Here is a 15,790-nt window from a genome sequence, read left to right as displayed (position 1 = left end):
TTAATAACATTATCTCTTATAGAATTCAACAATTCAAGAAAAATTTTCTATTATTCAGAAGAATTTTTAAAAATAGGTATTTTCACCAATCCACCTCATCTGCATAATCTATTGTGGTGAGAAAGATTAAAGGGGAGAACGTATCATGAGCAAACAACAGGACTATTTAAATAAAGCGGCTTTATATGACATATTGGCTGGATATTATAAATACAGCAACCCTTCCATGCATATCCATTACTATAAAAAACACCTTAAGTATATGAACTTTGCCCTCAAGGAACAGCAGAGAGAGATGAATCTTTCCAGTCAGCCTTCCTATGTAAGGGTACTGCACGCTGTACCTGATGCCCCAAGTGTAGATATTTATATTAATGCAAATCGGGTATTAAGAGATGTCGCCTTCAAAGATATCAGTGATTACCTGACACTGCCGGCAGGTAAGTATCATATTGATATATATCCTGCAGGAAACGGCGTCACCACCCTGATCAGCAAAAAGGTGAAGGTCGAACCAGGAAAAGTTTACACATTTGCGGCAACAGGCACTTCAAATAAATTGCAGTTGCTGCCATTCCTCGATGAACCATCTGTTCCAAGCGGGGAAACAAAGATAAAATTCATCCACCTTTCACCTGACGCTCCAGCAGTCGATATAGGTGTTAAAGGAGGAGACACGGTATTCGCTGACATTTCATACAAACAGGCCTCCGAGTATTTGAATCTGATGCCAATGACGGTTAACCTTGAAGCCAGAATTGCAGGCACAAAAGAAAAGGTACTCGATATACGAAATGTAAAACTGGATGCAAATCAGGTCTATACCATCGTTGCTCTGGGATTAACTGAGGGTGAACCGGAACTCGAAGCCCTGCTATTGAAAGGATAAAAATAAAAGGATGACCGAATCGGTCATCCTTTTATTATCCCAGCTCCTTAGCCGTCCTCGCTTTTCTTATTTTCCAGCTCCGGCGGCTAGCCCCTCGAGGTCACAAGCTAAATGGGCCAAGAAGGCAAAATACACCTTCTCGACCCATTCATCTTATGCTTGTCGTGGCTGAACGAGCCGCCTACGCTTTTCTTATTGAGCCTGATCGACAGGTACTAATAAACGGAACATAATATTATCTTCCTCTAAATCAAATTCCTTCGCTCTCACCTTAATATCACTTTTCAATTTCATATCCTGAAGTGAAACATAAATCAATTCATCATTCGGCTGTATCTTGACCCATTCAGGGAAATTATACGAATCCCTGATGACTTTCAATACATATGATACCGGCAGGTTAAGAGTACCGACTGATATCGATTTTTGCTTTAGAAGGATATCCCCGTTTTCTAAAGCTTTCGGTTCAAACTTCAGTTCGAAATCAATGTCTGAAGTGAATACTGGTACAGATCCGTGTAATTCGACATCATCCCTTAACTTAACATCATATTCAACCGGACCTTTAAGTCCTTCTTCCTCGATATAATGCTCGATGATAAGGTTCAGGTCATCTTTATTTGAGCGTACGTCAAATCCAACTTCCTTATTATTGTTTGCTTTATTTTCAGGCAGTTCATCGTCCTTAGCAGGAGCAAAAACCATTAATAGAATAATGATAAATCCTGCAAGCAAGGCTCCTAATAAGGCAAAAAAAGCTACCTTCCACTTATTCTTCATGACGGCTTCTCCTCTTCTAACTAAATATGGTTAATTGGTCAGTCTTGCAATTGTTTCCCCTTGTGAAAGACTCATAAACATCCGGTCTGCGATTAGCTTATACCCTTCATCATTTGGGTGGAAATAATCTTCGTACAACAGGGTATCTCCACTGTCGATGAATAAATCATCAATTTTAATAAACAGCGTTTTATCATAACTGCTTAATACTTGCTCACTGGCGCTGTTCCAATTAAGGATGATCTGATTGACTTCGTCGATTTCTGAGAACCATGTATTGAATGGATTGTATAGTCCGACAAGCACGATCCCTGCATCTGGATTATAGCTTTTGATCGTACTCAAGATGTCATCAAGTCTCTGTTGATATAAGCGTTTTTCTTCCTGAAAGACATCTAAACTCAAGTGCGAGAGGTTTTCCCTGAAGATCTTCATAACATCGTTTCCACCGATTGTGATCATAACCATATCAGATTCTTCAATCGATTTTTTCACTTTGGCATCTTTTAATCGTTTCAGAAGTTGATCCGTTCGATTACCTCTGACCCCATAATTATGGAATTGAGCGTTATTTATTCCATCCAAGGACTCAAGATGATTCTCCAGGTAAGGTACATAACCACCGGTTTTTGTACTATCCCCTACACCTTGAGTAAGGGAGTCTCCGATTGAAACGATTTTTAGATTTTTCGGTATGAAGTTTTCTGTCGGATTATCTTTATCCCATAAGGAAACTTCCCTCGTTACATGTTCTGCAGCTTCTTCCATTGAACAGCCAGATAAGAGAAGAACAAAAGCAAGCATGAAGTATCCTATTCTTTTCATCAGCTTCACCTCGCTAAAACTATAATTTTATTATATCACGACAGCATATTCGTAAAACCTTTGTTAATAATACATAAACTAATTGTAAACTGCAGATCTTAACACTTTCACAACATCTTTAGGCAGACAGCTGTCCATTTCTTACTTTAGTATATGTAAATAAATGAATATTTGAATCCATATTAAGGAGAATCAAGTAATGTAAAATAAAAAGTTTAAAAACGGCGAAGGGCCAGCCCCCGCCGTTTTATATTAGTCTGTATAGTACATAAATCCAATCGCCCCGATTCCAGTATGGGTACTGATGATAGGGGTAGTCTGTAATATTTCATAATCGTCATATCCGGTTTTTTCTTTTATCTTATTTTTGAGATTTTGAGCAAGCTTCAAACCGTCAATTTCAACCAGCCCGACACCGCGAATCGTCTTACCTTTAACGTCCTCTACGAATTGGGATGATAAATATTTGACCACCTGGGAATGGCTCCGCACCTTTGCCACAGGGGTGTACTCCCCTCCTGCCAAAGAAGCAATCGGCTTGATGTTGAGCAGGGAGCCGATCATTGCCCTCCCCTTGCCGATTCTTCCTCCTTTCACCAGGTTTTCAAGAGTATCCACAACTACGAACAAGTTCGTATTTTTACGGATATCCTCAATGGAATGTAAAATTTCCTCAAGGGATTTTTCCTTCTTAGCAAGCTTGGCGGCTTCGATCACCTGAAAAGCGAGTGCTCTTGAAATGAACCTTGAGTCTACGACGGTTACCTGTGATGAAGACATTTCTGCTGCTGATTGTGCCGAGCGCACTGTTCCGCTCATGTTACCGGTCATGTGGATCGAAAGAATAATCGACCCATCTTTTCCTAGCTCATCATACAATTCAAGAAAAGTTCCTACTGGAGGCTGCGAACTTTTTGGTAATTCCTCAGATGTTTTCATTTTCTCCAAAAAACTTGAAGGGGTTAGATCAATTCTATCTAAATATGTTTCTCCATCAATTGTAACGGACAGAGGAACAACATGTATGTCCAGGTCGCTTATTTCCTTCTCTGTTAGATCTACTGTCGAATCTGTCACTATTTTAATTTTGGTCAACTTTGCCACATCCTTCTACCATATCCCTTGTATTATAACGTTAAAGAGTCAGGATTAAAATAGATTTTATCAATTGAAGCCGTTAATCATTCAGTATATGTATACCCGATTTCCACAAAGAAAAAAAGGACTTTCTAAAGAACGTGCCTGCTCTAGAATGTCCTTGCAACTTCAAGCATTATTTTTTAATTCTTCAGAGTGATAAATTTGTTCATAGTCCGACCATTTCATTGTTTTCTTTAGGTACTCTCTGAAACTGTATACTGATTTCCTGGATGGTTGTTCCAGGATCCTTGTAATGAAAGCATGCAGCTTCAGGTTTACTCTAAAATAGAGCGGGCTGTCTTCCTTTAGCACAGGGACTTCTAAGATTTTGACTTTCCTTCCATACTTTGATTTGAACTCAATGGTTTTTGTCAGCAAAGTATCAATCCTCATTTATACCCGTTTATATCCCTATTATACCTCATTTGAGACGCGTAAAATGTCTAATCTTGCAAAAAATATTTTATTTTTTCACTAAGGTTGTAGAAGATTTTGATGTACAGTCAAATAAGCTTCATTTTCTGAATTTAAGCTGGGTTGATACATTCTTGCACATCATTATTGGGTGAATTCACCAGTTTGGAAACCTGGTAGCTCTTCATTTCTTCCTCAGGAAATGGGATAAGGATCTTTGACGCTTCCTCGAAAGAATAGCTGTCGGTGTTGAGCCATTTTTCTATTGCGTCATCATCCTTCAGTATGACAGGCATTCGGTTATGGACTGGGGTTACAAGGTCATTGGCCTCTGTCGTGAGGATCGTGGAAGTTACCTCTCCATCCCTGCTTCTGTCCCATAGAGCAGCAAAGACAAATGGTTCTTCACTTTTGAGCTGAAAGCGAACGGGGACTTTTCCATCATCCTCTTGCTTCCATTCATAAAATCCATCTGAAAAAATGACCATCCTTCTTTTATGAACCAATGAGCGAAAACTTGGTTTTTCCAATAATGTTTCACTTCTTGCGTTGATAAGCGGCTTCCATTTTTCCGTATTTGCCCAGCCTGGCACGAGGCCCCACAAGGTTTCCCCCGCTTTTCTTTTACCATTGTTCGATATGAGGGAAAACACTTTTTGGGAAGGAGCAATATTATATCTGGGAGAAGCTTCTTCATTGTATTCATCAATTAAGAATTGACTAATCAATTCCTCCAGGGGAGTTGTAAGCGAAAATCTTCCGCACATAGGAACACCTCCAAATCATTTTACTTTATCTTAGAATTGTTTTTATGTTGAGAGGGCTGTTGATGAAAATCATTCCGCTTGTATTTTGTGATTCTTAAAAAGAGGGTAACCTAAAACCCTGACAAAAACAAGAAACGCCCTGCAAAATGGTTGCAGAATCTGGTAAAGAAGATTACGATAAAAACACCAATAAATTTACGGTTCGAATGAAAGGGTGCGTATTCTTGACATATGATTTTGATTATTCCAATTGGAAAGAAGAAATTGCCAATGCCATCACTCATGGGATCGGTTTTATATTAAGCATCCCCGCTCTGGTCATGCTGATCATCTTCTCCATTGACAGGGGATCACCGTGGCATATCGTCAGCTTTTCCATATTTGGGGCATCGATGATCCTTCTCTATTTATTTTCAACTTTGCTGCACAGCTTTAAACCGTCTAAGGTCAAGAACCTGTTCGCCATCCTTGATCACTCAGCGATCTATATTTTGATTGCAGGGACCTATACCCCTTTTATGCTTGTAAGTGTAAGGGGGGCTCTAGGCTGGACCCTTTTTGGAATTGTATGGGGGCTGGCTGTTGTCGGCATTGTATTTAAGTGCTATTTTGTACAGCGGTTCCAGGTGGTCTCAACTCTTTTCTACTTAATCATGGGCTGGCTCGTCATCATCGCGATCAAACCGCTTTATTTCAGTCTGACAGGCGCAGGGTTCTCGCTTTTATTAGCCGGCGGTATCATGTATTCGATCGGAGCCATCTTTTATGTGTGGAACAAACTTCCCTACAATCATGCGATTTGGCATTTATTTGTTCTGGCTGGGAGCGGATGTATGTATTTCTGCATATTGTTATACGTATAACCTCAAAAAAAGGTACCGTAGATGGACGGTACCTTTTTGATTGCAACTTTCATTTATTTACGATCATACGTTAAGAAATAATAATCGTAAGGATTTTTATCATCCGTAGGACCCTTTTCCTTGCTTATCAATTCCCATTCATCTTGGTTAAATGAAGGGAAAAATGTATCTCCCCCGAATTCTTCCTCGATCAGTGTTATATAAAGTCTGTCTGCAATCGGGAACACTTCCTTGAAAATCTCCGCTCCCCCAATCACAAACATTTCCTCAGTTGTACTGCTTTGAATTTCAGAAATCTTTTCCACTGAGTGGATGATCGTACAATCTTTTGCTCTGTATTGCCTGTCTCTTGTGACTATAACATTTTCCCTTCCTGGCAGGGCTCTCCCAATTGATTCGAATGTTTTTCTTCCCATTACAATCGGATTACCCATGGTGACTCGTTTAAAGAATGCTAAGTCAGCAGGCAGATGCCAAGGTAGTTCATTGTTTTTTCCAATCGCTGATTTTGAATCCATTGCCACGATAAAAGAGATCATACACTGCTCGTCCCCTTTCATTCATAATCCTGAATCGATTCCGGGCCATTAACGGAATGCCGTTTTCGTCATTATACCGCAACCGGTGCTTTGATGGACGGGTGAGGGTCGTAGCCTTCCAATTCTATATCTTTCATTTCAAAATCAAAAACCGATTCCACTTCGCTGTTCAACTTCAGTTTAGGGAAAGTTTTTGGTTCACGGTCCAGCTGGGTTGTAACTTGTTCAATATGATTGGTATAAATATGTGCATCGCCTATAGTGTGGATGAAATCGCCCGTTTCAAGCCCGCATTCGTGCGCAATTAAATGCGTCAAGAGGGCATAACTTGCTATATTGAAAGGAATTCCAAGGAAAATATCACCGCTGCGCTGGTATAACTGACAGCTCAACTTTCCATCCGCAACATAAAATTGAAATAAAGTGTGACAAGGCGGCAATCCCATCATAGGAACAAATTCAGGAGACCAGCTCGATAAAATCAATCGTCTGGAATCAGGGTTCCCTTTTATCTGTTCAATCAGTTCTTTTAACTGATCGATCGTCCCCCCCGCAGTCGTTTCCCATTCTCTCCATTGTTTGCCGTAAACAGGACCCAATTCCCCATATTTTTCGGCAAAGCTATCATCATTGAGGATACGCTCTTTAAAATACTCCATTTCTTCTTGATACTGCTTGTTGAATTCATCATCCTGCTGGCTTCTTAGTCCGAAGTCTTTCATGTCAGGTCCTGAGTACTCTTCGCTTTCCACCCAGTTTTTAAACGCCCATTCATTCCATATATTATTATTGTGCTGAAGTAAATAACGAATATTGGTATCACCTTTTATGAACCACAATAATTCACTTGCCACAAGCCTGAAAGGTACCCGTTTCGTTGTCAGCAGAGGAAACCCTTTGGTTAAGTCAAATCTCATTTGATAGCCGAATACCGAAAGGGTGCCTGTCCCGGTCCGATCCTCTTTCTTGAAGCCGTTATCCAGTACATGGCGGCACATATTCAGATATGCATATTCTCCGTGTTTCATCTATATCGCTCCTTCGCTGCTGTTATGTATCTCCTCTATTTTAAGACAATCAATCTTCAATAGCCAATTAAAAAAAGTAAGGACTTTTGGAAAAAACTTAAAACAACCATATAAAACGAACAATTTATGTGTCAGTTCGTATACCGCTAATGATTTCCGTGCAAGACTTCGCTTTCCGCGGGTAGCCCGTAAGCCTCCTCGGCAAGCCTGCGGGGTCTCACATAAGCTACTCTTCCCGCAGGAGTCTTCGTCTTGCACTCCAATCAACCGCTGGAAAAAGCTAAATCTAATTATACATTTGAACAAAAAATCCGAACTAATTAGCCTACTGGAATGCAAATTAATTCGGATTTTCACTTATATCAAAACACTTTTGCCACAGACTCTTTAGATTGTATATACATTGGGCATAGACACTCAGTTCAATGACTTAAAGTATTGATAAGTAGAAGGTGCTTTCCGTTTCAATAGATTCCTAGAGTCTGATTTGAAGTAGTACATGGCAAATGTTTCTGCGAAGTATTCCTCTTGATAATCAATGAAGTATGATTGCCCTGGGAATAAAAGGGCAGCTTCTTTTTTCCAAGCCTGCATGAATGCCATTTCCGAGTAGGGATCATTGATTATATACCTGTCGATGCTGTGGGCAAGTTCATGTAATTCCAAGTTAACGGAATCATGCCCCATCCCCCTCTCACTATGGCCGATTTTCACTAAGACCAGCTTGGATCCCCCGATTCCAGGTACATCATCCCATGTTGTACTTTTATTAGTGTACCCTCTGGGCTTCACACCTTTCAAGTGACTGGTAGAAGAAAAATCAGTTAGTTTTTTATCAAATAAACGGATTTTTATTTCTTGATTTTCGACCGCACTAAGTAAATGTGATGGAATATGATCAAGCCTTCGGATGATGCCTCTTGCTTCGCTTTGGTCAAAGTCACTCTCCGGGAGCAGGACAATATTCTCCAACTGTTCATCTGAATTTAATTGCATACTGGATTTAATAGAAGAATGTTTTAATAGAATTCCGCTGTAGCTTGCCTGTGTTTGCTTCCAGATGATGAAAGAAGCAATGATAAGGAAGAGGAATATGGCTGCACGTTTCATGTCAAAGAACCTCCGTAACGAAAAGTGCCTGTATAACTACTATTCTACCATAATATTATTTTCCTTTTTAGGATAGATTCCTTCCAATTCACATTGAATATGAAGACAGACTCGTTCCGAAATAAAAAAACAAGCACAAAGAAAATATGTGCTTGTTCTATGTATGGTTTATGACACGCTCATCCACTGAGGAGGAGTGTTTTTATCCCAGTAAATGCTTCCAAGGTCATGATGAGTCTGGAAATCATCGTGGATTGTATGATAATGAAAATTGAAGTAATACCCATCTTTAGGCGGATGATCTTTTCTGACGTGAAATCGGATTACATCTTTCCCAGACCTTTTATCGTAGATATGAAAGATCTTCTCCGTTTTTGCATATTGTGGAACTTCTGATATAACAAGGGAGGATAAATCTTCTTCATATTGTAAAGCGGTCTGTTCGATTGCATGTTCCATCTTCGGCAGAATAACGCTTCTGAATTCATCTTCAATCGCCGGTTTAATCTTGGTACCAAATTTCACATATGAATTTTTCTCTGCCTGCTCCTTCATTTGTTCCAAAAATTCTTCTCTTGATAAGACCGTTTCTTCCTGATGTATTTCCTCTTCTGCGCTTTCAACGGAAGAAGGTTTACCGTTGCTTTTGGCGAGTGCATGTCCTTCCTCATTTAAGAACGCTTGTGAGGGAGAAACCAGTCCGAATGTAAGGATCGATATAAGAACAAAAAAAGACTTTTTGAGCCAAATTGCCATAGATAACGTCCTTTCCTATGTATTGCTTCTATTATTATACTATTTATTACGAACAAAAAGTGAAAAAGGTTTCATTTTTTTGTAGGATATAAAAATATTTATGTGGTAGTATATTAATGAGGATATTTCGTAAGGAGGATAACTAAAATGGATACTGGAATTATGATTAATATCGGTTACTTACTTCTATTAGGTTATTTTGTAGTACTAGGATTTACTGACTAATGTAAAAAAGGCAGACAGGCATTGTTGATGGCCTGTCTTTTTTGTTGTTCCATAAAAGCATATTTCAACTTATTAACACTGATTGTTCCATTCCGCTGCAGGCATAAGATTCCCCGGGGAGGAAGTCGAGCCTCCTCGGCATTCCGCCTGCGGGATAGAAAGCGGAGGCCGTTCGTACAGCCCCGACAAGCATAAGATGGATGGGCCGGGAAGACGCTCTTTGCCTTCTTGGACCATTTAGCTTATGACCTCGAGGGGCTAACCGCCGGAGCTGGACAAAAGAAAAGCGGAGGCGGCTCGTTCAGAGGCGACAAGCATAAGACGGGGCAGCCATAAAGGCGTTCTTTGCCTTTCTGGATGGCATGGCTTATGTCTCGTGCCTCAAGCCGCCGGAGCTGGACAAGTCTCCTTTTCCTCTATACCCCTCCCAGTCAAATGCCTTCCGCCCCAATCCACTCTTTAGTACAAACGGAAAAAACTATCCGTAATATAACGGGTTGTGTTTTGGAGTACAAAATTGCAATCTACACCGCAAAATGTGGTAGAAATTGCAGATGCATTTACAGCTAATCTTACCCGACAAAGTGAACAGAAGTGGGACCCCTCGAGCCAGATGAAAGAATCAGTAACACTGGATCATTAAATAAGGGGAGAAATTTCCCTTAATGAAGAAATGGAACTGAAAACAGTTAAAATAAAGGAAAAATTTACTTCTATTTACTTGAAAAATATTAAAATTAGGGATCTGTGCAAGATTAGAGGGAAAATTTCCCCTTATTTAACCTATCCAAGCGAGCTTCAGCAGATTAACGGGAAAATTTCCCCCTATTTATATATCTTTAGTTACTCTATAAAGGCTAAGGTGTCCTATGCATCCAAAAATCCCCAACCCGTTCTTTAGTTTAATAGGGATTTATCTAATTTTCACATCTTTCAACTTTGGAGACTAAACTAACACATTAGCCAGATTATAAAAAACATTGTAATTGAAGCGTTACAGAAAGTTCTGTAACGCTTCAATTTTAGTGCAGTTCCGGTAACAAGTTAATATGCAAATTAGAACCCGAATTCCTTAAAACGTTTGTTATATGCAATAAAAAAAGGGTTGCAAAGTCATGACGATTTGCTTCCCTTTATCCAATGTTTTTTTATAGTCTGAACCTTAAAAAAGAACCCGTTATCCGTAATAAGTTTTTTATAATATTCATCTTATAAAACCTTTTAGCTTAACAAGTGAAAAACTCATTCACAAATCAATGACTCCAAAATGAAATTTGGCAGAAGGTCTTTTTATCACTTCAAATCCGTGTTCGTTAAAAAGTGGTGATTGATAGTGATTTTTCATGACGATTTTTTTTCTGGCTACTCGTTTGGCTTCTTCGATGGATTCTTTTGTAAGCGGGGTATAGGAAGCCCAGTTTCTGATTGGATTTATGCCTGTTGAATCTGTCAGTCCTTCTTCAAACATCGGATCGAAATAGACTATATCCACTGACTTATCACTACATTCCTTTAACCTGTCTTCATAACTTCCCTGCCATACTTCCACTCTTTTCATCGCTTCGTTTAACTCTGCAAGGGGTGACGTCCAATTCTTCAAGCCTGCTGAAATGATAGAAGCAATATACTTATTTGCTTCTATTCCTTTCACTCTACCTTCAGGGCCGACTATATGACTGGCGATAATGCTGTCTGAAGCAAGTCCAAGTGTACAATCCAGGAAACTCATCCCCTCTTTCAGCCCAGCTGCTTCCACCATGGGATCCGTTTCCCCGCGCATTAATCTTTTTATGCGGAATGAGGCTGAATTAGGATGAAAGAAAAAAGGTTCTTCGCCTTTCTGCTTATGAAGCTCTCGGCGCTCTTTGCCGACCATGACACAATCCTGCCCTTGTTTTTCCATATGATAAATGAGTGATTTCTTTCCTCGTTCGATATAGGGAATGTCCAGTTCAATAGCGATTTGCAAGGCCTCATCGATGACATTCTTGTTTGCTCTCCCGCATGTCGTTACAAACATCATGGTTGTCTCCTTTATTGATTCTGCATTATTTTAACCATAATACCATAGAAACAGGGAACCCCATCGAGAGTTCCCTGTGATGATTTATTGTTGTTTTAACAATGATCGTTGAAAGCAGAAGTCAAGTTTGAAATGATATCTGAAATGTCGTGATCCTCTATTTCTTCTCTTGGAATGAAATGTACCACTTTATTTCCTTTTAATAATGCCATTGAAGGTGATGAAGGCTCATACCCTTCAAAATATTCTCTCATTTTCATAGTGGCATCCTTATCCTGGCCTGCAAATACAGTCACAAGGTGGTCGGGAGTCTTATCATTATTCAGAATGGATTGAGTAGCAGCCGGTCTGGCAAGTCCCGCTGCACAGCCGCAGACAGAATTAACGACGACTAAAGTAGTTCCTTCAGCACTTTCCATATACTGATCCACTTCTTCCCCGGTGGTCAGTTCCTTAAAACCTGCTTGGGCAAGCTCTTGTCTCATAGGTTTCACCAATTGTCTCATATACTCTTCATAAGCCATTGACATCTTACATTCCCCCTATAGAAATTTTTTCGTGTCCTGTTAATCCTTTAAACGCGCTTCTGTCATTTGTTTCCAGACGGAGCCTTTTGCTTCTTCTCCGCCTTCTATGCGCTCGATGGCCATTTTCACTTGTAATTTAACCTCGAATTCCGGATCGTTTTCTGCAGTTTTCAAGCCTGGAAGGGCCGATTCATCGCCTTCCTCGTATAGGAACATGGCAGCGCGCCATCTCACCAATTTACTCTTATCTTCCAGCGCTTTCACCATTTGAGGTATGGCCTTCTTGAATCCGAGATCGGATAAACAATCACCAGCTGTACGGCGTACAGATGCCGATTTATCATCAAGTCCTCTATATAACAGGGGCAATACCCGCTCGTCTTCGATCATGCCCAGATATACCACAGCCAGACGGCGGATCGACACTTTTTCATCCTGGAGCGCTAATTCAAGAAGCGGCAGGTCATCCAAAGTCGGGTCATCCATTGCTTCAAGCTTCTGATATCTGGTTTGCCAGTCTGGTGCACGTAAATCCTCCAACGTGATTTTTTGTTTTTCCCGACGGACAGGCTGCGCTTGAGTACGGTTTTCAGTTGCTTGTTGAGCCAAGCTTTCGAGCCTTGAATCCGGATAGGCGGCGGTTAATTCTTCCACAACATCCTTCCCGATATCATCCAGGTCACCGTATCTCACTCCATAGTCTTTCCACTTACGGAGAAGTACAACATTGTCTCCATCCTGCTGGGCAGATGCTAATGCTTTCATAAATGGATCTGGTAATGAAAAACGCTTCTCTTCTTCGCCATCTGTCACTTTCACCTGCATCGGAATCCCTTTAAACATCTGTACAGAGACATTCACTTCACCGAAATGCTCTTCCATCCGGGATTCATTCCCTTCTTGCTCCGTTTCTTCTCCAAATGCTTTTCTGACCTGGGGAAGAAGCTCCTGCCAATCAAACTTCGCATTCCGTTCAACAGCAAGGAAGTCTGCAACATGATAAACCCCTTTAATTCCTTCAATAAGAAGAATATCTTTGATGATCGATGGTGCACCATCAGTCTGATCTTTTTTATAATTATTACTTTTCCCCGCTTCAAGCTCCCTATCTAAGAGAACCTTCATCGTATTCGGGCTGGGGGTAGGTTCAATCGATACAATTCTCACAGTTAATCCCCTTTCTGCCAACACTTGTTTTTTTCATCTTAACACAGTTGGCATTCAGTAAAAAAACAAAGCGGCTTAATCTGCAAATTCTGAGAGATAGCTCCATCTTTCGATCAGAAGTTCGAGCTGTTCGTTTAATTGCTGACTTTCATTCATTAGTTCTTGCGCCCGTTCAAAATTGCTTCCGACCGTTTGGAGTTCTTCCTGGACATTTTCCAGTTTTTCTTCGAGGTCAGAGATTTTGCCTTCAATCTCATCCCATTCACGCTTCTCCATATAGGATAACCTTTTTTTCTCTTTTTCAGGCTGTGATGCAGGCTGTTTTGATACTGTATCCTGTTTCTTCTCTTCTGCCTGCTTACGCGTTTCTAATTCAGCATCCTCCAAGTACTCAGTATACTCTCCGAAATAGAATCCAAAATCGCCTTCACCGTTAAAAATGAGCAATTGATTAGCGGTTTTGTCCAGGAAATACCGGTCATGGGAAACAGTCACTACGACTCCTGAAAAATCATTAATATAATCTTCAAGGACCGTGAGGGTTTCAGTATCCAGGTCGTTGGTGGGTTCATCAAGCAGAAGCACATTCGGTTTTCCCATTAATAACTTCAGAAGAAACAGCCTTCTCTTCTCTCCGCCAGAGAGCTTGCGTATCAGCGTGCCATGGGTACTCATCGGAAAAAGAAACCGCTCCAGCATTGAAGTGACGGATATACGTTCCCCCTTTTCTGTCGTGATGAATTCACCGGCCTCCCGGATATATTCGATCATCCGCATACTTTCATCCAATTCCTCATGACCTTGGGTGTAGTATGCGATTTTGACGGTTTGACCGGTGATCAGTTCCCCTGAATTCAGTTCTTCGATCCCCGAGAGAATGTTAAGGAATGTCGACTTTCCACTGCCATTTTTCCCGACTATCCCAATACGGTCACCCGGCTTGATTAAGTAATTGAAGTCTTGCAGGATCACCTGGCCATCGTAACATTTCGAAGCATCTTTTAATTCAAATACCTGCTTCCCCAGTCGATTGCCACCTATTGCAATATCCACTTGAGCGTTACCCGGGCCTGACGTCATATTCCCCTCCAGGTTTTCAAATCGCTGAATCCTTGCTTTCTGCTTGGTGGTCCGTGCTTTTGCTCCTCTCCTCATCCACTCAAGTTCACGACGATAGAGGTTTTTCTGTTTCTCGGAAATCTGACGTTCGTTTTCCTCCCTTGCCGCTTTCGCTTCAATAAACGAAGCATAGTTCCCTCTATAAGAGAAAAGCCTGCCACCGTCCAACTCAAATGTACGATTTGTAACGCGATCCAGGAAATACCGGTCATGTGTCACCAATAATACTGCACCATTATACTTAGCCAAGAAATCTTCCAGCCATTTTATCGATTGATAATCCAGATGGTTTGTAGGTTCATCGAGTATGAGAAGGTCTGGAGTTTCAATGAGCACACCGGCAAGTGCCACCCTCTTCTTTTGCCCTCCCGATAACTCATTCATTTTTTTGGAGAAATCATATATACCCAATTTTGTAAGAATTGCTTTAGCATTTGCATTGGCTTCCCAAGCATTGTCAATATCCATCTGTTTCTGCGCCTCAAATAATTTCTCCTGCACCGTAACGCTTTCAGGGTCCTGTTCCATTTCAAGCAGGGCCGTTTCATATTCACGCATGGCTCTGATCATTTTTGCCTCTCCGCGAAAAACCTGCCCAATAACACTCAAATCACCATCAATTACCGGCTCCTGCTGCAGATAGGCAATATGATAATCTCCAGGAGTAATGATCTCACCTGAATCATAGTCTTCAATCCCAGCGATCAACTTTAATAGGCTTGACTTCCCCGTGCCGTTTACACCGATCAGACCGACTCTCTCCTTTTCATTTATAGAAAATGAGATACTGTCGAATAACGTTTTCTCTCCGTATGATTTTGACAGATTCTCTGCTGTTAACATTCTCATTCTTGACCATTCCATTCTCTGTTGAATTGCTTCAGGAATCCAAGCATATATACATGCCGTTCTTCTGCAAGGATCTTCCCTGTTTCCGTGCACATCAAGTCTTTCAATTTCAATAATTTCTCATGAAAATGATGGATGCTTGAACTTTTTCCGGTTCTGTATTCACTCAGGGTCATGTCAGACCGTACCGCAATATCAGGGTCATACAATGATTGCCCCTTTTTACCGCCATATGCGAACGTTCTCGCAATTCCGATTGCCCCCATTGCATCCAGCCTGTCAGCGTCCCTGACAATCATTGCTTTAATAGAGGATAACGTCTCCTCGTTTCCGCCTTTATAAGAAATGGAGAAGATGATATCATATAATTCTTTCTTTTCATCTTCATGAAGTGAAAGCAAGGATACGAATCGTTCGAGCTTTCTTTTCCCTTCTTCCTTGGACGAATTAAGCTTTTCATCTGGAACATCATGCAATAAAGCAGCTAACTCAATGATATATGTATCTGTCACATTTTCTTTCTCTGCAATCAACAGGGCATTATTTCTTACTCGCTCAAGGTGAAACCAGTCATGTCCTGTTGCCTCTTCTTTAAATTCTTTCTTCAACGCATTGATCAGTTCTTCTATTTCGACCCGGTCCACTTCATCATCACCTTCCCTACCCATTGTATCAAAAAATGGAGCTGAATGATTGGATCTGTTATGCAGGTCTGCCAGACTATATGAAACAGCTGGAACCAGCTAAACTACAATACCCACTGTAAAAA

16 protein-coding genes are annotated in these 15,790 nt (G+C 40.7%); 2 read left to right on the top strand and 14 right to left on the bottom strand.

The window, feature by feature from the left end:
- The first annotated feature begins 145 nt into the window (after positions 1 to 145).
- The gene (locus tag HWX64_RS20175) at positions 146 to 889 is read left to right on the top strand and encodes a DUF4397 domain-containing protein (protein ID WP_175991292.1); all 744 of its coding nucleotides are present in this window, start codon (positions 146 to 148) and stop codon (positions 887 to 889) included.
- Between the two features lie 192 nt (positions 890 to 1,081).
- On the opposite strand, the gene HWX64_RS20170 is transcribed toward HWX64_RS20175, so the two are convergent.
- The 5 genes from HWX64_RS20170 to HWX64_RS20150 all read right to left on the bottom strand — a co-directional run bounded on the left by HWX64_RS20170 (position 1,082) and on the right by HWX64_RS20150 (position 4,815).
- Positions 1,082 to 1,669 (bottom strand): YpmS family protein, encoded by a 588-nt coding sequence (locus HWX64_RS20170; RefSeq protein ID WP_175991291.1) that lies wholly within the window; start codon positions 1,667 to 1,669, stop codon positions 1,082 to 1,084.
- Between the two features lie 30 nt (positions 1,670 to 1,699).
- On the bottom strand, positions 1,700 to 2,494 hold the full coding sequence (locus tag HWX64_RS20165) for an SGNH/GDSL hydrolase family protein (RefSeq protein ID WP_175991290.1): 795 nt from the start codon (positions 2,492 to 2,494) through the stop codon (positions 1,700 to 1,702).
- A gap of 252 nt (positions 2,495 to 2,746) precedes the next feature.
- Entirely contained in the window at positions 2,747 to 3,589 is an 843-nt protein-coding gene (locus tag HWX64_RS20160; protein ID WP_175991289.1) for a DegV family protein, read from the bottom strand.
- A 171-nt stretch (positions 3,590 to 3,760) separates the two neighbouring features.
- The gene (locus tag HWX64_RS20155) at positions 3,761 to 4,012 is read right to left on the bottom strand and encodes a DUF2535 family protein (RefSeq protein ID WP_175991288.1); all 252 of its coding nucleotides are present in this window, start codon (positions 4,010 to 4,012) and stop codon (positions 3,761 to 3,763) included.
- 149 nt (positions 4,013 to 4,161) lie between these two features.
- Positions 4,162 to 4,815, bottom strand: a complete 654-nt coding sequence (locus tag HWX64_RS20150) for an SOS response-associated peptidase (protein ID WP_175991287.1) — start codon at positions 4,813 to 4,815, stop codon at positions 4,162 to 4,164.
- 224 nt (positions 4,816 to 5,039) lie between these two features.
- Between HWX64_RS20150 and HWX64_RS20145 the strand changes: the two genes are divergently transcribed.
- Positions 5,040 to 5,678, top strand: coding sequence for a hemolysin III family protein (locus tag HWX64_RS20145; RefSeq protein WP_254871221.1), 639 nt, complete (start codon positions 5,040 to 5,042; stop codon positions 5,676 to 5,678).
- 53 nt (positions 5,679 to 5,731) lie between these two features.
- Here HWX64_RS20145 and HWX64_RS20140 read toward each other — a convergent pair whose 3' ends face one another.
- The 9 genes from HWX64_RS20140 to HWX64_RS20100 all read right to left on the bottom strand — a co-directional run bounded on the left by HWX64_RS20140 (position 5,732) and on the right by HWX64_RS20100 (position 15,665).
- On the bottom strand, positions 5,732 to 6,217 hold the full coding sequence (locus HWX64_RS20140) for a dihydrofolate reductase (protein ID WP_175991286.1): 486 nt from the start codon (positions 6,215 to 6,217) through the stop codon (positions 5,732 to 5,734).
- A 71-nt stretch (positions 6,218 to 6,288) separates the two neighbouring features.
- Positions 6,289 to 7,245: a thymidylate synthase gene (locus tag HWX64_RS20135; protein WP_175991285.1), complete on the bottom strand. Its 957-nt coding sequence runs from the start codon at positions 7,243 to 7,245 to the stop codon at positions 6,289 to 6,291.
- A gap of 417 nt (positions 7,246 to 7,662) precedes the next feature.
- Positions 7,663 to 8,355, bottom strand: coding sequence for an anthrax toxin lethal factor-related metalloendopeptidase (locus tag HWX64_RS20130; RefSeq protein WP_175991284.1), 693 nt, complete (start codon positions 8,353 to 8,355; stop codon positions 7,663 to 7,665).
- 168 nt (positions 8,356 to 8,523) lie between these two features.
- Complete coding sequence (locus HWX64_RS20125; RefSeq protein WP_175991283.1) at positions 8,524 to 9,111, bottom strand: YpjP family protein; 588 nt, start codon at positions 9,109 to 9,111, stop codon at positions 8,524 to 8,526.
- Between the two features lie 1,471 nt (positions 9,112 to 10,582).
- Positions 10,583 to 11,356 (bottom strand): class I SAM-dependent methyltransferase, encoded by a 774-nt coding sequence (locus tag HWX64_RS20120; protein WP_175991619.1) that lies wholly within the window; start codon positions 11,354 to 11,356, stop codon positions 10,583 to 10,585.
- A gap of 98 nt (positions 11,357 to 11,454) precedes the next feature.
- On the bottom strand, positions 11,455 to 11,889 hold the full coding sequence (locus tag HWX64_RS20115) for a BrxA/BrxB family bacilliredoxin (protein WP_175991282.1): 435 nt from the start codon (positions 11,887 to 11,889) through the stop codon (positions 11,455 to 11,457).
- A gap of 36 nt (positions 11,890 to 11,925) precedes the next feature.
- On the bottom strand, positions 11,926 to 13,053 hold the full coding sequence (locus HWX64_RS20110) for a conserved virulence factor C family protein (RefSeq protein ID WP_175991281.1): 1,128 nt from the start codon (positions 13,051 to 13,053) through the stop codon (positions 11,926 to 11,928).
- Positions 13,054 to 13,128: 75 nt separating this feature from the next.
- A complete protein-coding gene (locus HWX64_RS20105; RefSeq protein WP_175991280.1) occupies positions 13,129 to 15,021 on the bottom strand; it encodes an ABC-F family ATP-binding cassette domain-containing protein in 1,893 nt (630 codons plus the stop codon).
- The gene (locus HWX64_RS20100; RefSeq protein ID WP_254871220.1) at positions 15,018 to 15,665 is read right to left on the bottom strand and encodes an HD domain-containing protein; all 648 of its coding nucleotides are present in this window, start codon (positions 15,663 to 15,665) and stop codon (positions 15,018 to 15,020) included. Before HWX64_RS20100 ends, HWX64_RS20105 begins: the two co-directional genes overlap by 4 nt.
- Positions 15,666 to 15,790: the final 125 nt, after the last annotated feature.

The sequence above is a fragment of the Bacillus sp. Marseille-Q1617 genome (assembly GCF_903645295.1).
GTDB lineage: Bacteria > Bacillota > Bacilli > Bacillales > Bacillaceae_B > Rossellomorea.
The sequence above is the reverse complement of the archived record's forward strand: the minus strand, read 5'-3'. Positions and strand labels throughout refer to the sequence as shown.